The sequence below is a fragment of the Phyllobacterium sp. NPDC097923 genome (genome assembly GCF_044760925.1).
In the GTDB taxonomy this organism is placed as follows: domain Bacteria; phylum Pseudomonadota; class Alphaproteobacteria; order Rhizobiales; family Rhizobiaceae; genus Phyllobacterium; species Phyllobacterium calauticae.
Genome location: NZ_JBIWBL010000001.1, coordinates 2,368,020 through 2,390,013 on the forward strand (window position 1 = coordinate 2,368,020; position 21,994 = coordinate 2,390,013).

A 21,994-nucleotide genomic window follows, 5' to 3' on the forward strand; every position below is an offset into this window, starting at 1 on the left:
CATGATCTGTGCAGCGTTCGCATTTATCGGTGCAATGGTCGTAGGACTCATACCCTGATTGAAAAAAAGAGCGCCGTGGAGATGGTCTCTGACCGTTAAGAAGGTGACAGACAAATTTGGATGGCCCGGTTGCAGCAACCGGGCCATTTCCAATTTAATGCTATTGCCCGATATCAGGCGGCGCCGGCCAATGCCGGTTCCAGCGGCGCGCTGGCAGGGCGGATGCCGATGAGATGGCAGATGGCGAAGGCAAGGTCGGCCCGGTTCATCGTGTAGAAATGGAAATCCTGAATGCCGCGCTCGACCAGATCGAGAACCTGCTCGGCAGCCACAGCCGATGAAACCAGCGCATGGGTCTGCGCATCGTTTTCCAGCCCCTCGAACCGCTCGGCCAGCCATGCGGGGATGTGAGTCCCGGCCTTCGAGCAGAAATTGGTGACCTGCGTGAAATTATGGATCGGCAGGATGCCTGGCAGGATCGGAATATAGATACCGGCGCGGCGGACCTTTTCGACATAACGCTCATAGAGATCGTTCTCGAAGAAGAACTGCGTGATCGCCCGCGTCGCGCCATTGTCGACCTTGCGCTTGAGCATGTCGATATCGGTGGCGAAATCCGGGCTTTCCGGATGCTTTTCCGGATAGGCGGAAACGGAAATGTCGAAATCGGCAAAGGCCTTCAGCCCGGCGACGAGATCGGCGCCGTTTTCATAACCGCCGGGTGTCGGCTTGTAATGGGCACCGACGCCGCCGGCCGGATCGCCGCGCAGGGCAACGAAGCGCTTCACGCCCATGGCCGCAAATTCGCGCACCACGGTATCAACCTCTTCCTTCGTCGCATCGACGCAGGTCAGGTGCGCGGCGGCGTTGACGTCCGTTTCGGTCAGGATACGCTTGATCGTGCGGGCCGTGCGCTCGCGGGTGGAACCGCCGGCGCCGTAGGTTACCGACACGAATTCGGGATTGAGCGGCGCAAGGCGCGTCACGGTTTCCCACAGGCGCTCTTCCATCACCTCGGTCTTCGGCGGGAAGAATTCAAAGGAAACCTTGATATTGGTTCCAAGGTCGGCACGGCGGGATTGGCGGAAAAAGCTCATCAGACACTCTCCGTTACGCGGGAGGTTAAAGCGGGATCAGCGATCAGCAGGCGTGGGTCGCGTGCCAACCACAGTTTGACGGTCAGTTTGTCTTTGTCTTTTGGTTCGAGTTCGATGCTGTTTTCCAGCGCCAGCCCGGCCTCGGTCAGCCAGTCACGCATCTGGTTGTCGTTGAAGCCAAGCCGTATATGCGCATGGCTGTCCCGCAGGAATTCAAGATCGTGCGGGGCGAAATCGACGATCAGCATGCGCCCGCCCGCACGCAAGGCGCGTGCGGCCTCGCGGATGGCCTCGGCAGGATTGTCGAGGAAGTGCAGCACCTGATGAACGGTCACCAGATCGAAGGACTCCCGGTCAACCGGCAGCGAATAGACATCGCCCTGGCGGACCTGCGCATTGGTGATGCCGGACCGATCAAGATTGGAGCGGGCAATGGTCAGCATGTCGCGATTGATATCGATGCCGACACCGCGCACGTAGAGCGGGGCAAACAGTTCGAGAAGACGGCCGGTGCCGGTGCCCACGTCAAGCATCGCCTGGAACGGTGTGCGCCCGATGATCTTCGTCAGCGCGGCTTCCACCGCGCCATCCGGCACATGCAGCGAACGGATAGCGTCCCAGCTGGTGGCATTGGCACTGAAATAGGCGGCGGCCCGCTCGCGGCGCTGCAGCTTCACCGAGCCGAGCCGCTCGATATCACGCTCCAGCAACGGATCGGACACATCAAGACGATCGAGCAGGATCCGGGCGATATCGCCAACCACCAGGGATTCAGCGAGGCGGAAATAGGCCCAGGAGCCCTCCTGATAACGGTTGATCAGATTGGCTTCGAACAGCAGCTTGAGATGGCGGGAGACGCGCGGCTGCGACTGCCCGAGGATGGAGGTCAGATCGGAAACCGTCAGATCCCCCCGGGACAACAGCGCCAGAATGCGCAGGCGGCTGGGTTCCGCCGCTGCCTTCAGCGTATCGACCATCAGGTCAAGATTGAGATCACGTTTGTCCATCAAGGTATCCTCAAAAGATATAAAGATATGTTTATGTGAGAAATACAGATTTGGCAAGTTTTGTTTTTCCGTTGACGGCAAATTTTGTCGCGTCTGAAATAGGCTGGTATATCGATCAGCGAATCGGCGGGAAGAGAGTGCAATGAGTTCAGGAACCAACCGCCAAAGGGCCATCGGCAAAGCGCTGACGCTGCTTTTGCCGGCCGTGCCCTATTCGGATTCCGAGCCCATACGCGCCGCCGCCACGGCACCGCACATGAAAAGCCTGCCACCACCCATTGCGGTGTGGCTGGCCACGGTCGCCCACGTCCGCCATCAGCACACGGATTACGATGCGCTACGCGACGAGGGCTACGACAAGGAGTCGGCCCGGTTCTTCGTGCTCGAAGCCATCAACCGGAAATTGACGGAATGGCGGGCGACGCGGCTGCTGGATCCGGACGAGGACGATCCGAGCTGACTTCGGCGCCGGCATTCCACTGATCTTCATAGATGAGCTGGTCCAGCGGCAGCCGTTCGCGCCAGCCGCGCTTTTGCAGCTCCGGCTGATCGTAGAGCTGGTCGACATAGCCGATGCAGAGATAGGCGATGATCTCGACATGATCAGGGATGGCCAGAATGCGGCGCATGTCCCGGTCGTGGTAGATGCTGACCCAGCCGACGCCGATGCCTTCCGCCCGCGCCGCCAGCCACAGGTTCTGCACGGCACAGACGGTGCTGTAGACATCCATCTGCCGGTTATGGGTGCACCCCAGAACGACATCGCCGCCGCGTGTCCGGTCGCAGGTGATGCACAGATTGACCGGCGCCTTCACGATGCCCTCAAGCTTCAGCGATGCATAGAGCGCCTGCCGCTCGTCGGTGAACATGGCCTTTGCTTCGGCATTGGCGCGGGTAAAGGCCCGGTGCACCTCGGCCTTGCGCGCCGCATCGCGGATGAGAATGAAATTCCACGGCTGCATGAACCCCACCGACGGCGCGTGATGGGCGGCATCGAGCAGCCGCAGCAGCACCTCGTCGTCGACGGGCCTTGGCAGGAACTGGTCGCGCACATCGCGGCGGGTATGGATGGCTTTGTAGACGGCGGCGCGCTCGTCCGCGGAAAAATCGGCAGCGGCCACGGGACCACAGGCAGAATCATGCATCGTTTGCTCCCAACAATGCGAGGACCAGGTTGCCCTGACCCCAGACACCTCCCCGCTGTCCATGCGGTTTCGGCTATCCGGTCCGGCCGGTCTTCTGACTGAGGTTCACCTGCACCGCGCGCCTTCCGGGTTTCCCCGTGGCAATCTGCGCGGCCCATCCCCTATACAGCGTTGGGCACGTGCCGGATTTGCACCGGCTTCCCGATTCTCCTGCATGCAGGCACCGGACCTGCATTCCATTCGCCACAGATCGGCGAAGGACGCAAGCATCAGCCCGGATAAATCCATTGCTCCGGCAGACGCGCATCGATTTTTTCGCCGGAACGGATGATTCCCGGCACTTCAACCCAGACGACGATGCCGCGCAGCCGCTTCGACGCCTTGACAAAGTCAAGCGCCGTCGCGGTGTGATCGGCGGTCTGCGCCCGCTCGGCGATGGAGCGTCCGGCGACCTTGCACGGCGCGTTCTGTCCGTCGACCTTCAGCGTCACGCCGCCTTCGAAGAACAGCAGCGTGCGCGGCGGCAGCATGGAAAGCGAGGGAATGCCATCCACAACCATGTTGGCGCCGATCCATTCGGGCTTGATGTGCGCCAGACCCATGGCCTTAGCAATGGCTTCGAGTTCGTCTACCGCCAGAATGGAAATATGCCGCTCATTGCGCATTTCGGTACCGCGCGGGTACCAGGGTTCGCGCCCGCCGGACCGGCGCGTCAGGCCCGCGTGATAATCGCCGCGGATGCCTTCAAAGGTGAGATCGAGCGTGTCCGTGGCAGCGGTGACAAAACTGTCTTTCGGCGCCTGGAACAGGCCGCTCACCCGTCCGACAATCTTGCGGGCCGGAAGGATGTCCGTTCTGGTTGCGAAAAGGTCTGTCATGACGGCACTCCGGTGAAATCAGCCGCATCTTAGGAAAATTGCTTGTTAAAACCAGCCAATATCACTGATGGAAACGTCAAAATTGGTGATGGGAGGGCGTTGCCGCCCTCCCGGTCGCATCAGCGTGTCAGAGGCTTGTAGCTCGGACGCTTCGGATTGACGCTGTCCGGTCCGAGACGACGGATCTTGTCATTCTCATAGTCCTGGAAGTTGCCTTCGAACCATTCGACGTGGCTGTCGCCTTCGAAGGCCAGGATGTGCGTCGCCAGCCGGTCGAGGAACATGCGGTCGTGGCTGATGATAACGGCGCAGCCGGCGTATTTTTCCAGCGCGTCTTCCAGAGCCGCAAGCGTTTCGGTGTCAAGATCGTTGGTCGGTTCGTCGAGCAGTAGGACATTGCCGCCGGATTGCAGCATCTTGGCAAGATGCACGCGGTTACGCTGACCGCCGGAGAGATTGCCGACCTTCTGCTGCTGGTCACCGCCCTTGAAGTTGAACGCCGAGACATAGGCGCGCGAATTCATCTCGTTCTTGCCGATCTTGATGATTTCATTGCCGCCGGAGATTTCTTCCCAGACATTCTTCTCCGCCGCGAGGTGATCGCGGCTCTGGTCGACATAACCGAGATGAACCGTTTCACCGACGCGGATCGAGCCGGAATCCGGCTTTTCCTGTCCGGTGATCATCTTGAACAGCGTGGTCTTGCCCGCACCGTTCGGACCGATGATGCCGACAATGCCGCCGGGCGGCAGCTTGAAGGTCAGGTTTTCGATGAGAACGCGGTCACCGAAGGATTTGGTGAGGTTCTCGGCTTCGATAACCACCTGTCCCAGGCGTTCGCCCGCCGGAATGATGATCTGCGCATCGCCGGGACGCTGCTCATTGGCGGCATCGACCAGCGCGTCATAGGCCTTGATGCGGGCTTTCGACTTGGCCTGACGTGCCTTGGGGCTGGCGGAAATCCACTCGCGCTCGCGCTCCAGAGCCTTCTGGCGCGAGTCGTCCTCGCGGCCTTCCTGCTGCATGCGCTTGGCCTTCGCACCGAGATAGGCGGAGTAATTGCCTTCGTAGGGGATGCCGCGGCCGCGGTCGAGCTCGAGAATCCAGCCGGTCACATTGTCGAGGAAGTAGCGATCGTGCGTGATCAGCAGGACGGAGCCGGCATATTCGCGCAGGTGCTTTTCCAGCCAGGCGGTGGTTTCGGCGTCAAGGTGGTTGGTCGGCTCATCGAGGAGCAGAAGATCGGGCTGCGAGAGGAGCAGGCGGCACAGTGCCACACGGCGGCGCTCACCACCGGACAGCTTTTCCACGCCGGAATCACCGGGCGGGCAGCGCAGCGCTTCCATGGCCATTTCCACCTGGGATTCCAGATCCCAGAGGTTCTTGGCGTCGATAATGTCCTGCAACTTGGCGCCTTCATCGGCGGTTTCGTCGGAATAGTTCATCATCAGTTCGTTGTAGCGGTCGAGAACGGCCTTCTTGTCCGCAACGCCATCCATGACGTTGCCCATCACGTCCTTGGTGGGATCGAGATAGGGTTCCTGCGCGAGGTAACCGACCGTGGCACCGTCAGCCAGCCAGGCTTCGCCGGTATATTCCTTGTCCATACCGGCCATGATCTTGAGGATCGTCGACTTACCCGCACCGTTCGGTCCGAGGATACCGATCTTGGCGTCGGGGTAGAAGGAAAGATGGATGTTTTCGAGAACCTTCTTGGTTCCGTATGCCTTGTTCAGGCCGGCCATATGGTAAATGAATTGGCGTGCCATAACGCGCGTCACTCCGATGTTCGGGATTTTTGGGACATGAATTTGCGCCGTATGTAGGCGAAAGGGGCGCGGGTGGCAATGCACACGGCATTTATTTCGGGATTGCCGGGCGTTTTACGGGGTATTTGTATTCCTGTCGAACCACGCGCAACGGAAATGCAAACCGTCCTTCAGAACGAGCGAAACCGGGTGCGGATATTTCCGTCACCCGGTTTCCCCTCTGGTGCCGCATTTGGGGAGCGTCCTCTTCCCCCCGGAACGGCCATGTAACTGGCAAGCGCTTGGATATCCCGGTCCGGACAATCATCCCCCGACGCCGCAAATCAGCGTTCTGTCAGCCGTGAAAGCCAGGGACGATCGAGAGAAGACACAGGATCCAATCTCTTTCGGAAAGAAGTTTTGCGGCAAGTTTTTGTCGTTTGCAAGAGGTTTTGCAAAATAAAATTGCAGCGCACAAGGCGTGATTATTTATTGTGCAAAAACCCATGGAGATACCCGAATTTACGCAGAATTTATTGTGGATTGACTAATCACGCGCCACCCTTTCAATTGATCGCGGGAGGCATGAATGGGTTTTGCAGACATCGAAACGGTCCGGTCGCCGACGGGTGCGGCGCTTGCCATGCGCTTTTCACCCGCCGCAGGCAGCGGCACAGCCATTGTCCAGATCAGCCACGGCCTTGCCGAACACTGCCTGCGCTATGGTCGTTTTGCCGAGCATCTCAACAGGCACGGTTTTCATGTCTACGCCCACGATCATCGCGGCCACGGCTATACCAAAGCCGATGGCGCGCCGCCCGGCCGTTTCGCCGAGCGGGACGGCATGCGCCTGGTGCTCGAGGACATGGACGCGGTCAACGCCGCGGCCCGCGCCCGCCATCCCGGTCTGCCGCTTGTTCTCTTCGGCCACTCTATGGGCGGCCTGATCGGCCTCAATTACGTGCTGGGCTATCAGCAGAAGGTCGATGCCGCCGCCATCTGGAACGCCAATTTCTCCGCCGGGCTCGCCGGACGGCTGGCGCAGGGCATCCTGCGGGCCGAACGCATGCTGCTTGGCTCCGACGTGCCGAGCATGCTTCTGCCGAAACTGACCTTTCAGGTCTGGGCGCGCGGCATCAGGGATGCCCGCACACCATTTGACTGGCTGTCACGCGACCCCGATGAAGTGGACGCCTATATCGCCGATCCCCTGTGCGGCTGGGACGCGTCGGTCGGCATGTGGCGCGATGTCTTCGGCTTCACCTTTGCCGGAGCCGACAACAGCCGCCTTGCCAAGGTACGGCGCACCCTGCCCTTCAATCTCGCCGGCGGGGCGGAAGATCCCGCCACGGCCGGGGGCAGCGCCGTGACGCATCTCGGCAGGCGGATGCAGCGGCTCGGCTTCAGCGATGTCACGACCAAAGTTTATGCCGACACCCGCCACGAAGGCTTGAACGAAATCAACCGCGACGTAATCATGCGTGACTTCACCGATTGGGCGGTTCGAGTCGTTCAGCAACAAGCCCCGAAACAAACACTGAATTTGGAGCCACTTTAACAACCATGACTGAAGCTCCCCTCAAAGGCGTGCGTGTCATCGAACTCGCCCGCGTCCTCGCCGGACCATGGGCCGGACAGATTCTGGCCGATCTTGGTGCCGATGTGATCAAGGTGGAGAATCCCGCTGGCGGCGACGAAACCCGCGGCTGGGGCCCGCCCTTCATCACCAGCAAGGAAGGCGAAAACCTCTCTGCCGCCTATTTTCATTCCTGCAACCGCGGCAAGCGCTCGATCACCGTCGATTTCACCTCGCCCGAAGGCCAGGAAACGGTGCGGGCACTCTGCCGCACGGCGGATGTCGTGCTGGAAAACTTCAAGGTCGGCGGCCTGAAGAAGTATGGTCTCGACTATGAAACATTGAGCGCCGACAATCCGCGCCTCGTCTACTGCTCCATCACCGGTTTCGGCCAAACCGGCCCCTATGCCAGCCAGGCCGGCTATGACTTCATCATCCAGGGCATGTCCGGGCTGATGTCGGTCACCGGCGAGCCCGACCGCGAGCCGCAGAAGGTCGGCCTTGCCGTCGCCGATGTGTTCACCGGGCTTTACTCGGTCATTGCCATTCAGGCGGCACTGGCTCATGCGGCAAAGACCGGCGAAGGCCAGCTGGTGGATATGGCATTGTTCGATGTGCAGTCCGCCGTCATGGCCAATCAGGCGATGAACTATCTCGCTACCGGCAAAAGCCCGAACCGCATGGGCAATGCCCATCCCAACATTTCGCCCTACGAGGTCGTGCCCACCTCCGACGGCCATCTCATTCTTGCCGTCGGCAATGACGGGCAGTTCGCCCGTTTCTGCGCGATCACGGGGCTGGACGGCCTCAGCGCCGATCCGCGCTTTCTAACCAACCGTGCACGGCTGGAAAACCGGGCCGCACTGACCGCCATCATCCGGACGGAGACGCAGAAGCGCACGCGCGCCGACCTCCTCGCCGCCTGCGCCCAGAATGCCGTGCCTGCCGGGCCGATCAACCGCATCGGCGAAATGTTCGACGATCCGCAGATCGTCTCCCGGCAGTTGCGTCTCGACCTTGACGATGCCCATGGCAGCAGCATCCCCTCGGTGCGCACGCCGATCGTCATGTCGAAGACACCCCTCACCTACAACAGACCCTCGCCGCGCCTCGGCGAACACAGTGCAGACATTCTCCAGGAATTGAAGGACGCATCCGATGAAAACCGGCGGTGAATTGATCGTAGAAGCCCTGAAAGCCAATGGCGCGGAACAGCTGTTCTGCGTTCCCGGCGAAAGCTACCTAGCCGTGCTGGACGCGCTGGTGGATGCCGATGTGGGCGTGACCGTCTGCCGGGCCGAAGGCGGTGCGGCGATGATGGCCGAAGCCTGGGGCAAACTGACCGGCAAGCCCGGCATCTGCTTCGTCACCCGCGGCCCCGGCGCAACCAACGCCTCGCCCGGTATCCACATCGCCATGCAGGATTCGACCCCGCTGATCCTGTTCATCGGCCAGGTGCAGCGCGATGCGCGCGAGCGCGAAGCCTTCCAGGAAGTGGAATACCGCCGGTTCTTTGCCGACACCGCCAAATGGGTAGCCGAAATCGACGATGCCCGCCGTATCCCAGAATTCGTCACCCGCGCCTTCTCCGTCGCCACCTCGGGCCGCCCCGGTCCTGTCGTGCTCGCCCTGCCGGAAGACATGCTGACCGACAAGGTCGAAGCGGTGGCCGCACAGGGCTGGCAGCCGGTCGAAACAGGCCCGTCGCCCGCCAGCATCGAGAAACTCGCCGACCTGCTGCAGGGCGCCAAAAAACCGTTCATGATCCTCGGCGGCTCGCGCTGGGACGAAGCGGCCGTGCGCTCCATCACCCGCTTTGCCGAGAAGTGGCATCTGCCGGTCGGCTGTTCCTTCCGCCGCCAGATGCTGTTCGATCACCTGCATCCGAATTATGCCGGCGACGTCGGCATCGGCATCAACCCGGCACTTGCCACACGCGTCAAGGAGGCTGATGTGCTGCTGCTCGTCGGCGGACGTTTCGGCGAAATGCCGTCCTCGGGCTATACGCTGATGGACAGCCCCTACCCCAGGCAGACGCTGATCCATGTGCATCCCGACGCCGATGAGCTCGGCCGCGTCTATCGCCCCGCCCTTGCCATCAACGCCGCACCGGATGCCTTCGCCGCGGCGGTAGACCATCTGGCGCCGCCATCGCATATCAACTGGCCCGGCGAGGCGGAAGTTGCCCACGCTGCTTATCTCACATGGTCGACCCCGCCGCAGACCGGACCCGGCAATGTCGCCATGGGCCCAATCATGACCTATCTGGAAAGCGTGCTGCCGGAAGACGCCATCATGACCAATGGTGCCGGCAATTACGCCACCTGGCTGCACCGTTTTCATCGTTTCCGCCGGTTCGGCACGCAGGCCGCGCCGACGTCGGGCTCCATGGGTTACGGCCTTCCCGCCGCTGTCGCGGCGAAACGGCTTTATCCCGAGCGGACCGTGGTCTGCTTTGCCGGTGACGGCTGCTTCCTGATGAATGGCCAGGATTTTGCAACGGCGGTCAAATACGGGTTGCCGATCATCGTGCTTGTCATCAACAACAATATCTACGGCACCATCCGCATGCATCAGGAGCGGGAATATCCGGGCCGTGTGTCGGCAACGGACCTGACCAACCCTGATTTTGCCATGCTGGCCCGCGCCTATGGCGGACATGGAGAGACGGTCGAGAAGACGGCTGATTTCGAAGGCGCATGGCAACGCTCGGTGCAAAGCGGCAAACCGTCGATCATCGAAATCCGGCTCGACCCCGAAGCAATCACGCCGGCGAAAACCTTGACGGACATCCGCAATAAGCGTTGATCATTCCCTGTTGAATGATTTGAGGATGGAAAGGCGGCTCTTTCAGTGTTAAGGAGCGCGCCTGACCAGACAATATGAAAGCCTGCACATTGAGCAATCCGGCAATCACAATCGTAATTCCATGCCGAAACGAGGCCGCAAACCTGGCCTTCCTTCTCGATGAAGTGGATGCAGCCATGGAAGGCCGCAGCTACGAAGTGGTGGTGGTCGATGACGGTTCGACCGATGGAACGGGCGACGCCCTGGCCGAACGCATCCGCGCCGGCAAGCCGCTGCGCCATATCCGCCACGACAAATCAGCCGGCCAGAGCGCTGCGGTCCGATCCGGCGTTTTCGCCGCAAGGGGCAAAGTCGTCGTGACGATGGACGGCGATGGCCAGAACGATCCGGCCTATCTGCCCAGGCTCGCCGATGCGCTGATCCAGGCAGGCCCCGCCGTGGGCATTGCCGCCGGCCAGCGGCTGAAGCGCACCGACACCAAGCTGAAGCAGATCTCGTCGAAACTCGCCAACAAGCTGCGCGGCGCCATCCTGAAGGACAACACGCGCGATTCCGGCTGCGGGTTGAAGGCGGTGCACACCCAGCTTTTCCGCGAACTGCCGTTCTTCGACGGCTGGCACCGCTACCTCCCCGCGCTGGTGATCCGCGAGGGTTACGGCGTCGTGCATGTGGATGTGGTGGACCGCGAACGCCGCCACGGCAAATCCAATTACGGTATTCTCGACCGCGGCCTGCGCGGTATTCTCGATCTTTACGGTGTGTGGTGGCTGAGAAAGCGCCGCAAGACCGTTCCAACCATCACGGAGATCAGCCATGGCTGACGCATTTAGCAATTGGCTGCACTCGGTCTTTGTCGCTCAGTTTGACGCTTGGATCCTTCTCGGCTTTTTCGCACAGGGCTGCTTCACCATGCGCTTCGTCGTACAGTGGATTGCTTCGGAAAAGGCCAAGCGCAGCGTTGTTCCGGTGACGTTCTGGTTCTTCTCGCTGTTTGGCGGCGTTCTGCTCTTCATCTACGCGATCGTGCGCAAGGACCCGGTGTTCATCGCCGGTCAGGGTTTGGGCCTCGTCGTCTACATCCGCAATCTGTGGCTGATCGCCAATGAGAAAAAGGCGATGACGCAGGACAGCTGAGCCGAAGGCACCGCAAGGCACGATCATGACCCATTCTGACCCTGCGTCTGCGGGCACCGCAAAACTCCGCTTCAGCCACTACCTGCTGCTCATTTTCATCTGCCTTGTGTCGTTCGTGCCCGGAATCGCCGCGATTCCGCCGCTCGACCGGGATGAAGCGCGCTATATCCAGGCCACGCACCAGATGGCGGAAACCGGCGATTACGTCGATATCCGCTTTCAGGATGCCTCGCGCTACAAGAAACCCGTCGGCATCTACTGGCTCCAGAGCGCCGTGCTGAAGGCCACCGGCTATGACCAGACGGCACCGGTCTGGGTCTACCGGCTCGTCTCGGTCGGCGGCGCAACGCTGGCGGTTCTCGCCACGGCGGCGCTGGGCGCATTCCTGTTCGGCCAGAGCGCCGGGCTGCTCGCAGGCATGGCGCTTGCGGCCATTGTCATGCTCGGCTTCGAAGCGCGTGTGGCGAAAACCGATGCCACCCTGCTCGCCACCGTGGTGTTTGCCCAGGGTGCGCTGGCGTGGATATGGATGGCTAGCCGCAACAACACCCCGGCAAAATGGACACCCGCCCTTGTCTTCTGGATCGCAACGGCCATAGGCGTTTTGATCAAGGGACCGATCACGCCTTTCGTCAGCGTGCTCACCGCCGCCGCGCTCTGTCTCTTCTACCGCGAATGGCAATGGCTGAAGCGGCTGAAACCCCTGAGCGGCATCGCCATTCTGCTGGTCATTGTCCTGCCCTGGCTCGTCCTGATCACGCTGAAGAGCGGCGGCGCCTTCTTCAACGAATCCGTCGGCAATGACCTGTTGTCCAAGGTGGGCGACGGGCAGGAAAGCCACGGCGCACCGCCCGGTTATTTCGCGCTGATTTTCGTGCTGTTTCTCTGGCCCTTCGGCGTCATGGCCATACGCGGCGGTCTGCAGGCGCTCAGCCATTTCCGCACCGATCCGCGTCTCGCCTTCCTGACCGCCTGGTACATTCCCTACTGGCTGGTCACGGAGATGATCCCGACCAAGCTGCCGCACTATATCCTGCCCGCCTATCCCGCGCTGCTGCTGATGATGGCCTGGGCGGTGGACAGCGGTATTGCCAGCCAGCCCTATCGCGGGCGCTGGCAGATCTGGCTTGAACGGCTGACACTGCTGGGTCTGGCCATTGCCACGCTGGCGCTGATGGGCGCAGGCACCGTCCTGCCCTTTGTCATGGCCCACACGCTTCCCATTGCGGGGATCATTGCCTTCTTCACCGCAGCGGCGGCAGGCATCTTTGCCAGCGGCCTCGTGCTCAGGGATAATCTGACGCGTGCCATACAGGTGACGGCAGCCTTTGCCATTGCTACGCTGGCTCTGCTCACATGGGGCGTGGCTCCGGCCATCACGCCGATCTGGATGAGCCCGGCCATCAACAATGCCTTCAATGCGGCAAAACCCTGCGCCAACAGCGTGCTGGCATCGGCGGGCTATGCCGAGCCGAGCCTGGTTTTTCTGGCGGGTACAAAGACCATCCTGACCAGTGGCGCGGGCGCGGCAAAATATCTGCTCGACAATCCCGCCTGCGCGATTTCCGCCGTCGACGAGGGCAGCCAGGCGGAGTTTCTGCAAAACCTGCCGCAGGGGGAAAAATCCGTCGTCGTGGCCGGCAGTGTTTCAGGCATCAACTACAGCAAGGGCCGCAAGACAACCATAACACTGTACAAGGCCGCGCAGTAATCTTATCCGATGGCATATCTGCCGTGCGTGGTTCGACAAGCTCACCATGAGGGAAGCTTGCGGGCTGCAATGAAACCATCGCCCTCATGGTGATAAACCACCTCCCTCATGGTGAGCTTGTCGAACCACGCACCACCACGATGCAAATGTTGTTTTAAACGCCCTGCCCCAGGCGCGGGCGGCCGATGGAGTGGTATTCCAGCCCCGTGCCGTCGATGTCCTGCTCGCCATAGACGTTGCGCAGATCGAACAGGAGATTGCCCTTCATCAGGCTGGCAACCTTCTTCAGATCGAGTGCGCGGTAGGCGTTCCATTCGGTCAGGAGCACGGTGATCCCTGCGCCCTCGACGGCCTCATAGGCGGATTTGCACCAGACGACGCCCGGCAGCACCGATTCGGCAGCCGAGCGCGCTTCCGGATCATGCGCGCGCACCGTCAGGCCTGCCTTCTGCAGGGCGGGGATGATATCGAGCGCCGGTGACTCGCGAATATCGTCGGTGTTGGGCTTGAAGGCGATGCCAAGCGCCGCAATGGTTTTTGCACCGCTCCTGGCGGCCGCCGCGATCACCCGTGCCGCCATGGAGTGCTTGCGCTGCTCGTTGACCACGACGACCTGCTCGATCAGGGTCTGCGGCGCATTCATCTTGCGCCCGGTCGCCGCATAGGCGCGGGTATCCTTGGGGAAGCAGGAGCCGCCGAAACCGGGCCCAGCATGCAGGAATTTCGAGCCGATGCGGTTGTCCATGCCGATGGCGCGCGCCACGTCCTGCACATTGCCGCCGGTCTTTTCGCACAGGTCAGCCACCTCGTTGATGAACGTGACCTTCATCGCCAGAAAGGCATTGGCGGCATATTTGATGATCTCGGCATTTTCCAGCGTGGTCACGATCATCGGCGTTTCGCGCAGGTAAAGCGGCCGGTAGACGCGCTTCATGGCATTGGAACCGGGCTCGTCATGCACGCCGACCACAACGCGGTCCGGCCGCAGGAAATCCTCGACGGCCGAGCCCTCGCGCAGGAATTCCGGATTGGATACCATCGAGAACGGCACATCGGGCCGCGCCTTGGCAATATGCGCGCGCACATCGGCATTGGTGCCGACCACGACCGTCGACTTGATCACGATCACCGCGCCCGGCTTCATGGCGGCGGCGATCTCATCCGCAGCGGCGTAGATATATTGCAGGTCGGCTTCCCCGTCGCCGCGCCGCGACGGCGTGCCGACGGCGATGAAAATCACATCCGCGTCAGCGACCGTCGATGCCAGCTCTGTCGTAAAGACCAGGCGCCCGTCACGGGCATTGCGGGTCAGGAGTTCGTCCAGACCGGGTTCATAGATCGTCACTTCCCCGGCCTGCAGGCGCTCGATAATGGCCGGGTTCTTGTCGACGCAGGTGACCTGAAAACCGAATTCGGCAAAGCACACACCAGAAACCAGACCGACATAGCCAGTCCCGATCATTGCAATCTTCATCGCACTATCCCATTCGTGACGTCAATTTCGCGCAGACATGTCGCATATTCGCGCGGCGCTGCCAATTGCGGGTTGCATCCCATTCAAAAAACGCCAGCCACGGGATCGCAGCCAGCGTTTTCGATGTGCCTTATCTAAAGCGTTTCAACGCGTGTTCAAGCCAGTTTCGGCGGGGTGCGCTCCGGTCCCCGGCGCTCGGCCGACGCGGCCCAGAGGTTGATGTTCGCATCGTTTGCATAAGTGTCGATTTCGGCAAGCTCCGCATCGGTAAAATCGAGATTTTCCAGAGACTTGACGCAATCGATGACCTGCTGCGGCTTGCTCGCGCCGATGAGCGCGGTGGTGATCCGGCCGCGCCGCAGCACCCAGGCAAGCGCCATCTGCGCCAATGTCTGGCCGCGCTTTGCGGCAATCGCGTTCAATGCCCGGATATTGGCAAGGTTCTGTTCGCTGAGGAAGGCCGGATTGAGCGACTTGCCCTGGGCTGCGCGGCTTTCTTCCGGCACGCCCTTGAGATATTTGTCGGTCAGCATGCCCTGGGACAGCGGCGAGAACACGATGGAGCCGATGCCGAGTTCTTCCAGCGTGTCGACAAGACCGTCATCCTCGATCCAGCGGTTGATCATGGAATAGCTCGGCTGATGGATGAGGCACGGCGTGCCGAGTTCTTCCAGTATGGCGGCCGCTTCGCGGGTGCGATGCGAGTTGTAGGAGGAGATGCCGACATATTGCGCGCGCCCGGAACGGACGATGTGGTCGAGCGCCATCATGGTCTCTTCGAGAGGCGTATCCGGATCGAAGCGGTGCGAATAGAAGATATCGACATAATCGAGACCGAGCCGCTTCAGGCTCTGGTCGCAGCTGGCGATCATGTATTTGCGGCTGCCCCACTCCCCGTAAGGGCCGGGCCACATGCCGTAACCCGCCTTGGAGGAAATGATCAGCTCATCACGATGGCCCTGGAAATCCGTGCGCAGGATTTCGCCGAATGCTTCTTCGGCAGAACCGGGCGGCGGGCCGTAATTGTTGGCGAGATCGAAATGGGTGATGCCCAGATCAAAGGCCTGGCGGCAGATGGCCTGCTTGGTCTGGTGCGGCGTGTCGTGTCCGAAATTGTGCCACAACCCCAGGGAAATTGCCGGCAGCTTGAGGCCGCTCTTGCCGCAGCGATTGTACTTCATCGTGTCGTAGCGTTTGGAGTCCGCAGTCCATTTCATGATCGATCTCTTCCCTGTCGTCTTGCCTCGGCGCCAAGCCGGACGATTCCCGTTTCAGCGCGCCGGACTATGAACGAAAGTCATGGGGATGTCATGACGTGAAATAGGTAAGTCGCATTGCCTTATTACGTATAATACGTATAATACGTAGTTTAGATCGAGGAGTCCGTCATGAAGCAGTTCACATTTTCGGAGGTTAACCGCCAGTCGGGCGAAATTCTCGATACGGCCCTGATCGAGCCTGTCGCTCTGACCAAGCACGGCAAGGAAAAGCTCATCATCATCACGGCGGAAAAATATCACCACCTCATGGGCCAGTCGAGTGCGGTCGCCTATACACTTGAGGATGCGCCGGATGACATACACACCTCGCTTTTGGAAGGTCTCGACACGATACTAACCGGCGAGGACGATGCTTAAACCCGGTGACGTGCTCGAGTACCACTATCTTTGGGCACGTCAGGCCGATGTGGGTGAAGAATCCGGCCGAAAAGCACGTCCAGTCTGCCTGGTCGTTAAAACAGCCACAAATCCGGCCAACCTGTTTCTGTTTCCGCTCACCTCACAAAAACCCTTGAGATCGCGTGCCTCCACCGCCGTCAGCGAAATTGAATGCCGCCGCGCCGGGCTCGATTTTCCATCGTGGCTTATTCTGGACGAATACAATTATGTCGATGCCGACAAAGCCTACGACTTTGTCTCGATAACCCCGTTGGGTGCCTTCAGCGAAGCCTTCCTTCGGAAAATCGCCATACTCATAAAACAGGCATCCGCAGAACGCCGCGTGCGGGCTGTCCTGCGGACGTGACCGTCACGCCTTGATGATCTGGTCGTTGGCATCGAAACGGTAGGTGCGTCCGGCATCCGGCGTCGCATAGAGCACCTGATCGACCTCGTACTGGTGCTCGCCAAAGAGGCGGACCGTCAGCGGACCGAAATCCGTCTGCAGATAGATGATCGTATCGGCTCCAAGATGCTCCACGTGGATGACCGACCCCTTCCAGGTGCCGGATGTATTGCTCACCTGGATATGCTCCGGGCGAATCCCGACGGTCTTTGCCGCGGGGTCGCCGAGCTTCGCGCCCTCGACGAGGTTCATCTGCGGCGAGCCGATGAAGCCCGCGACGAACAGCGTCTGCGGTGAATTGTAGAGTTCCATCGGCGAGCCGACCTGCTCGATCCTGCCCTTGTTCATGACGACGATCTTGTCGGCAAGCGTCATGGCTTCCACCTGATCGTGCGTCACGTAGATCATCGTCGCCTTCAGCTGCCGGTGCAGGCGGGCAATCTCCAGCCGCGTGTTGACGCGCAGCGCCGCATCGAGATTCGACAAGGGTTCGTCGAACAGGAAGAGCTGCGGCTCGCGCACGATCGCGCGGCCGATGGCCACGCGCTGGCGCTGGCCGCCGGACAGTTCGGCCGGGCGTCGCTCCAGATAATCATCGAGCGACAGCATGGCCGAAGCGACCTTCGTGCGTTCCTTGATTTCTTCCGCGGGTTTGCCGGCCTGCTTCAGGCCAAGGCCCATATTGTCGCGCACCGACAGATGCGGATAAAGCGCATAGGTCTGGAACACCATGGCGATGCCGCGTTTTGCCGGCGGCGTATTGTTGACCTTTTTGCCGTCGATCAGGATCTCGCCCGAGGTCGCATCCTCAAGACCGGCGATCACGCGCAGCAAGGTCGACTTGCCGCAGCCGGACGGCCCGACAAAAATCACGAACTCGCCATCCCGCACCTCGAGATCGATGCCTTTCAGCACGTCAACCTGGCCGAAAGACTTGCGAATATTTTCTATCTTCAAAGAACCCAATGTCTTGTTCCCGTCTTCAAACTTTTAATTACAGGTCTACCGGCTTGCCGGTGCGCACGCTTTCATCAGCCGCAAGGCAGACACTGAGCGACCGCACGGCATCCTGCATGTGGCGGCCCAGGTCGAGATCCTCGCGGATGGCTTTGAGAACAAAGGCCTGCTCCAGGTCGCAAAGCTCCTGATGGCCGGGTTCACCCGCCATGTTGAGCAGTTCGTCCGGCTTGGCAAAACGCCCGTCCGCGCCTGTCCTGGCCGAATGCAGCCGGATGGTCGATGTCTTGGTGTGCGAGTCGATATCATCCGACTTGGCGTTCTGGTCCATGACGATGGACACGCAGCCATTGGGCGAGATCACGTCCTTCACGAAGAAGGCCGTTTCCGAAATCATCGGACCCCAGCCTGCCTCGTACCAGCCGACGGAATTGTCGTCGAAGAGAACCTGCAGATGACCGTAATTGTACATCTTCGCATCGACCTCGTCGGAAAGCCGCACGCCCATGCCGCGCACCTGAACCGGCGTGGCATCGGTGATCTGCAGCATCACGTCGAGATAATGCACGCCGCAATCGACGATGGGCGACGTGGTCTGCATCAGCGCCTTGTGGGTTTCCCATGTCGGGCCGCTCGACTGCTGGTTGAGGTTCATGCGGAAGACATAGGGTCCGCCGAGCTTGCGGGCTTCCTCGATCAGCCGCACCCATGACGGATGGTGGCGCAGGATGTAACCGATCACCAGCTTGCGGCCATACTGCTTGGCCGCGGCGACCACACGCTGCGCATCGGCGACGGTTGTCGCCAGCGGTTTCTCGACAAAGACGTCGGCACCCGCCGCCATGGCGGCAACGGCATAGTCCGCATGACTGTCGGAGTAGGTGTTGATCGAAACCAGCTCCGGCTTGAGATCGGCCAGCGCCTGTTCGAACGAGGGGTGGATCGTGTAGCCCTGCAATTCCTTGGCCAGCGGCACGACGGAGCGGTTGACCAGCCCGACAATCTCGAAGCCGGGATTGTTGTGATAGGCGAGCGCGTGGCTCCGGCCCATATTGCCAAGCCCGGCAACCAGAACCCGCACAGGCTTTTGCGTATTCGCGCTCATTTGACTGCTCCCGATGTAATGCCGCGGATCAGTTGCCGCGAGAACAAGAAGTAAAGGACGAGCACCGGCAGGATGGCGAGGGTCAGCGCCGCCAGAACGGCATTCCAGTTGGTAACGAACTGGCCGATGAACACCTGCGAACCCAGCGTGACAGTTTTGGTGGCATCGCTTGGCGCCAGGATCAGCGGGAACCACAGATCGTTCCAGATCGGGATCATCGTGAATACGGCGACCGTTGCCATGGCAGGCTTGACCAGCGGCAGCACCAGCCGGAAAAAGATCGAATATTCCGTCAGACCGTCGATGCGGCCGGCATTCTTCAGGTCATCCGACACGGTGCGCATGAATTCGGTGAGAATGAACACGGCGAGCGGCAGGCCCTGCGCGGTGTAGACGAGGATCAGCGCGGTTAGGGTGTTGACGAGCCCCGTCGCAACCATGCCCTGCAGAATCGCGACCGTTCCAAGGCGGATCGGGATCATGATGCCGAGGGCGAGATAAAGCCCCATCAGCGAATTGCCACGGAAGCGGTATTCCGACAGGGCGAAGGCCGCCATGGCGCCGAACAGCAGCACGAAGAAGATCGACACGGAAGTGACGATCAGGCTGTTCTGGAAATACAGGGTGAAATCACCCTGTGTCAGCACCGAGTTGTAACCGACCAGACTGAAGCTGGATGCATTCGGCAGGCCAAGCGGGTTGCGGAAGATCGACGCCCGGTCCTTGAACGAATTGATGATGATCAGGAACACCGGAAACAGCGCGATCAGCGTGTAGATGATCAGGGCGACGTGAACGAAACCGGAGCGGAGGGGTGATGTACGGGCTTTTGCCATGACGGGACCTTCCTAGAACTGGTACCGGCGCATGCGCCGCTGGATGGCAAAGAGATAGATGCACACGCCCGTGAGGATGATCAGGAACATCACCGTGGCAATGGTCGCACCCATGGACTTGTCGCCGATCTGCAGCTGGAAGCCGAAGAAGGTGCGGTACAGCAGCGTTCCCAGGATATCGGTCGATCCGTCCGGGCCGGCAAGCGCGCCCTGCACCGTATAGACAAGGTCGAAGGCGTTGAAATTGCCGACAAAGGTCAGAATGGAAATGATGCCGATGGATGGCAGGATCAGCGGCAGCTTTATCTTCCAGAACTGGCTCCAACCGGTAATGCCGTCGCATTCCGCCGCTTCGAGAACTTCTTCGGGAATGCTCAGCATCGATGCGTAGATCAGCATCGTCGGAATGCCGACATTCTGCCAGACCGAGATAAGCGATACGGTGATGAGCGCCGTGTCGGGCCGGCCCAGCCAGGGCGCGAACAGCGATTTCAGGCCGACGAGATCAAGCAGGTAGGGCGATACGCCCCAGATCGGCGAGAGGATCAGCTTCCAGATGAAACCGACGATCACGAAGGACAACAGGGTCGGCAGGAACAGCGCCGTGCGGTAAAAGGCGCCAAAGCGCAGCTTCGGCACCGACAACAGCGCAGCCAGGGCGACGCCGATCGGGTTTTGCACCAGCATGTGGATCAGGAAGAACACGAAATTGTTGCGCAGAGCGTTCCAGAAACTCGCCGACCAGCGCGGTTCGCCGAACAGGGTCTGGAAATTGCCGAAACCGACAAACACGCTCTGCCCGTCAACCACGTTGAACAGCGACAGGCGCAGGGTTTCGATCAAGGGCAGGATCATGATCGCCGTATAGACGATCACCGCCGGCAGCAGGAACACAAGGATGTGCCAGCGCCGTGCGCGTTTGTCCTGACCGCTGTCAGACTGGGAATAGTCGGCCGTGCTCATTAACTCGCAAACCCCTGCTTATTGATTTGTTGGTCATGGAAAACCGGTCCACGACTGCCGTTCGTCAAACGAATGCAGCGGCAATGATTGCCACTTCTAAGCACGTTTTGTTTGGGCCCAAATACATCGGCCTTGGTTTCGCATAAACAAAATGTGCTCGGAATAAGCGAAATGCCGGAGCGGCGCGAACCGCCCCGGCATTCGATTGCTTACTTCGCAGGCTTGTACCAGCTGTCGAGACCGTCCTGCAGCTTCTTGGCTGCAACTTCGGGCGTATCGGTGCCGTTGATCACATTGGCCGATTCAACCCAGGTTTCGTTTTCCAGGTTCGGCTTGCCGCGCGACAGGATCTGATAGGTCGAACGGATCGTCGGCTTGCACTTTTCGCGCCAGGACACGAATTCCTGCGCCAGCGGGTCCTTCATCTTGACAGGCGTCGACGACAGGCTGAAGAAGCCCGGCAGCGCGTTGGCATAGATGTCGGCGAATTCTGGAGAAGCAACCCAGCTGAGGAACTTCTTGGCCGCTTCCGGATTCTTGCTCTTGGCATTCATCGCTGCACCAAGATCGGCATGATCGGAGATGTAGCAGGTGTCGCCGGCCTTCTGCACCGGTGGCAGGAACGCGCCCATCTTGAACTGTGCCTGCGTGTTGAACAGCGAGATTTCCCACGAACCGGCGGGATAGATCGCGGCACGGCCGAGCGTGAACAGGTTCTGGCTGTCCGGATAGGTCTGGGCTTCGAAACCGTCGCCGAGATAATCCTTCCACTTGGCAAGCGTCTTGTAAGGCGCAACCCAATCTGCATCGGTAAGTTTCTGCGTACCCTTGATCAGCGCGGTACGGCCTTCTTCACCCTTCCAATAGTTCGGTCCGATGTTCTGGTAGCCCATGGTTGCGGCTTCCCAGAGGTCCTTCGTGCCCATGGCGAGCGGAATGTAGGTGCCGTCCTTCTTGATCTTGTCGAGAGCGGCGAAGAACTCGGCTTCGGTCGTTGGAACCGCAATGCCCAGCTTGTCGAAGGCATCCTTGTTGTAGATGAAGCCGTGAATGACCGATGCCATCGGCACGCAGAACGTGTCGGAACCGTCATCGGTGCTCCATGCCGCCTTGGCAACAGGCGTGAAGTTTTCCATGCCCGGAAGGCTCTTCAGGCTCGACAGGTTGCCACGCTTGAACTGTTCCAGCGACTTGTCGAACGGACGGCAGGTGATGATGTCACCGGCGCTGCCGGCATCGAAGCGGGCGCCAAGAGCGGCATCATATTCGGTCGGCGGCGTCGGAGCGAACTTGACCTTGATCCCGGGATTCTTCGCTTCAAAGGCCGGAATGAGCTTTTCCTGCCAGATGGCAAGATCGTCCGTACGCCAGCTTTCGATTGTCAGCGTTGTATCGGCGGCATGAGCAAAGCCGGCCGAAGCCAGGATGCTCGTTGCCATGAGCAGTGATTTTAAAGTCGTGCTTCCCATTTTAGTCTCCTGTTGCACCCTT

21 protein-coding genes and 1 riboswitch are annotated in these 21,994 nt (G+C 60.4%); of the genes, 9 read left to right on the plus strand and 12 right to left on the minus strand.

Features of this window, described 5'->3' with window-relative positions; genetic code table 11:
- Positions 1–173: 173 nt before the first annotated feature.
- Both metF and ACIQWS_RS11930 read right to left on the minus strand, forming a co-directional pair.
- Positions 174–1,097: a methylenetetrahydrofolate reductase [NAD(P)H] gene (gene metF / locus ACIQWS_RS11925; RefSeq protein ID WP_403177018.1), complete on the minus strand. Its 924-nt coding sequence runs from the start codon at positions 1,095–1,097 to the stop codon at positions 174–176.
- Entirely contained in the window at positions 1,097–2,104 is a 1,008-nt protein-coding gene (locus tag ACIQWS_RS11930; RefSeq protein WP_223612709.1) for a metalloregulator ArsR/SmtB family transcription factor, read from the minus strand. Before ACIQWS_RS11930 ends, metF begins: the two co-directional genes overlap by 1 nt.
- A gap of 142 nt (positions 2,105–2,246) precedes the next feature.
- Here ACIQWS_RS11930 and ACIQWS_RS11935 point away from each other — a divergent pair, with 142 nt between their 5' ends.
- A complete protein-coding gene (locus tag ACIQWS_RS11935; RefSeq protein WP_105732169.1) occupies positions 2,247–2,564 on the plus strand; it encodes a DUF2293 domain-containing protein in 318 nt (105 codons plus the stop codon).
- On the opposite strand, the gene bluB is transcribed toward ACIQWS_RS11935, so the two are convergent.
- The 3 genes from bluB to ettA form a co-directional block, all read right to left on the minus strand.
- Positions 2,497–3,249, minus strand: a complete 753-nt coding sequence (gene bluB / locus ACIQWS_RS11940) for a 5,6-dimethylbenzimidazole synthase (protein WP_403177026.1) — start codon at positions 3,247–3,249, stop codon at positions 2,497–2,499. The two genes, ACIQWS_RS11935 and bluB, sit on opposite strands and share 68 nt — an antisense overlap.
- Before the next feature lie 66 nt (positions 3,250–3,315).
- Positions 3,316–3,492, minus strand: a riboswitch (cobalamin riboswitch).
- A 26-nt stretch (positions 3,493–3,518) separates the two neighbouring features.
- Positions 3,519–4,127 carry an MOSC domain-containing protein gene (locus ACIQWS_RS11945; RefSeq protein ID WP_346306674.1) on the minus strand — a complete coding sequence of 203 codons (609 nt, stop codon included), beginning with the start codon at positions 4,125–4,127 and terminating at the stop codon, positions 3,519–3,521.
- A 119-nt stretch (positions 4,128–4,246) separates the two neighbouring features.
- On the minus strand, positions 4,247–5,896 hold the full coding sequence (gene ettA / locus ACIQWS_RS11950; protein ID WP_346306675.1) for an energy-dependent translational throttle protein EttA: 1,650 nt from the start codon (positions 5,894–5,896) through the stop codon (positions 4,247–4,249).
- Positions 5,897–6,464: 568 nt separating this feature from the next.
- Between ettA and ACIQWS_RS11955 the strand changes: the two genes are divergently transcribed.
- The 6 genes from ACIQWS_RS11955 to ACIQWS_RS11980 all read left to right on the plus strand — a co-directional run bounded on the left by ACIQWS_RS11955 (position 6,465) and on the right by ACIQWS_RS11980 (position 13,104).
- On the plus strand, positions 6,465–7,433 hold the full coding sequence (locus tag ACIQWS_RS11955) for an alpha/beta fold hydrolase (protein ID WP_403177036.1): 969 nt from the start codon (positions 6,465–6,467) through the stop codon (positions 7,431–7,433).
- 5 nt (positions 7,434–7,438) lie between these two features.
- Positions 7,439–8,626, plus strand: a complete 1,188-nt coding sequence (locus ACIQWS_RS11960; RefSeq protein ID WP_403177038.1) for a CaiB/BaiF CoA transferase family protein — start codon at positions 7,439–7,441, stop codon at positions 8,624–8,626.
- Complete coding sequence (locus ACIQWS_RS11965) at positions 8,610–10,259, plus strand: thiamine pyrophosphate-binding protein (RefSeq protein ID WP_403177042.1); 1,650 nt, start codon at positions 8,610–8,612, stop codon at positions 10,257–10,259. Before ACIQWS_RS11960 ends, ACIQWS_RS11965 begins: the two co-directional genes overlap by 17 nt.
- A 74-nt stretch (positions 10,260–10,333) precedes the next feature.
- Entirely contained in the window at positions 10,334–11,080 is a 747-nt protein-coding gene (locus tag ACIQWS_RS11970) for a glycosyltransferase family 2 protein (protein WP_403177046.1), read from the plus strand.
- Complete coding sequence (locus ACIQWS_RS11975) at positions 11,073–11,393, plus strand: lipid-A-disaccharide synthase N-terminal domain-containing protein (protein WP_223612700.1); 321 nt, start codon at positions 11,073–11,075, stop codon at positions 11,391–11,393. The genes ACIQWS_RS11970 and ACIQWS_RS11975 overlap by 8 nt, the downstream gene beginning before the upstream one ends.
- Positions 11,394–11,418: 25 nt before the next feature.
- A complete protein-coding gene (locus tag ACIQWS_RS11980) occupies positions 11,419–13,104 on the plus strand; it encodes an ArnT family glycosyltransferase (protein ID WP_403177053.1) in 1,686 nt (561 codons plus the stop codon).
- A gap of 154 nt (positions 13,105–13,258) precedes the next feature.
- Here the strand turns inward: ACIQWS_RS11980 and ACIQWS_RS11985 are convergent, their stop codons facing one another.
- Together ACIQWS_RS11985 and mgrA are read right to left on the minus strand one after the other, a co-directional pair.
- Positions 13,259–14,578, minus strand: coding sequence for a UDP-glucose dehydrogenase family protein (locus ACIQWS_RS11985; protein WP_403177055.1), 1,320 nt, complete (start codon positions 14,576–14,578; stop codon positions 13,259–13,261).
- A 155-nt stretch (positions 14,579–14,733) separates the two neighbouring features.
- Positions 14,734–15,795, minus strand: coding sequence for an L-glyceraldehyde 3-phosphate reductase (gene mgrA / locus ACIQWS_RS11990; protein WP_223612697.1), 1,062 nt, complete (start codon positions 15,793–15,795; stop codon positions 14,734–14,736).
- A gap of 171 nt (positions 15,796–15,966) precedes the next feature.
- On the opposite strand from mgrA, the gene ACIQWS_RS11995 reads away from it, so the two are divergent.
- Positions 15,967–16,215, plus strand: a complete 249-nt coding sequence (locus tag ACIQWS_RS11995) for a type II toxin-antitoxin system Phd/YefM family antitoxin (RefSeq protein WP_403177062.1) — start codon at positions 15,967–15,969, stop codon at positions 16,213–16,215.
- On the plus strand, positions 16,208–16,603 hold the full coding sequence (locus ACIQWS_RS12000) for a hypothetical protein (RefSeq protein ID WP_403177064.1): 396 nt from the start codon (positions 16,208–16,210) through the stop codon (positions 16,601–16,603). Before ACIQWS_RS11995 ends, ACIQWS_RS12000 begins: the two co-directional genes overlap by 8 nt.
- 3 nt (positions 16,604–16,606) lie before the next feature.
- Here ACIQWS_RS12000 and ACIQWS_RS12005 read toward each other — a convergent pair whose 3' ends face one another.
- From ACIQWS_RS12005 to ACIQWS_RS12025, 5 genes are all read right to left on the minus strand, one after another.
- Positions 16,607–17,608: an ABC transporter ATP-binding protein gene (locus ACIQWS_RS12005; RefSeq protein ID WP_403177069.1), complete on the minus strand. Its 1,002-nt coding sequence runs from the start codon at positions 17,606–17,608 to the stop codon at positions 16,607–16,609.
- A 28-nt stretch (positions 17,609–17,636) separates the two neighbouring features.
- Complete coding sequence (locus tag ACIQWS_RS12010) at positions 17,637–18,704, minus strand: Gfo/Idh/MocA family oxidoreductase (protein ID WP_346305242.1); 1,068 nt, start codon at positions 18,702–18,704, stop codon at positions 17,637–17,639.
- Positions 18,701–19,540, minus strand: coding sequence for a carbohydrate ABC transporter permease (locus tag ACIQWS_RS12015; protein ID WP_223612694.1), 840 nt, complete (start codon positions 19,538–19,540; stop codon positions 18,701–18,703). The genes ACIQWS_RS12010 and ACIQWS_RS12015 overlap by 4 nt, the downstream gene beginning before the upstream one ends.
- Positions 19,541–19,552: 12 nt before the next feature.
- Entirely contained in the window at positions 19,553–20,503 is a 951-nt protein-coding gene (locus ACIQWS_RS12020) for a carbohydrate ABC transporter permease (RefSeq protein WP_223612693.1), read from the minus strand.
- Between the two features lie 209 nt (positions 20,504–20,712).
- Positions 20,713–21,972, minus strand: coding sequence for an ABC transporter substrate-binding protein (locus tag ACIQWS_RS12025; protein WP_223612692.1), 1,260 nt, complete (start codon positions 21,970–21,972; stop codon positions 20,713–20,715).
- Between the last annotated feature and the right edge of the window lie 22 nt (positions 21,973–21,994).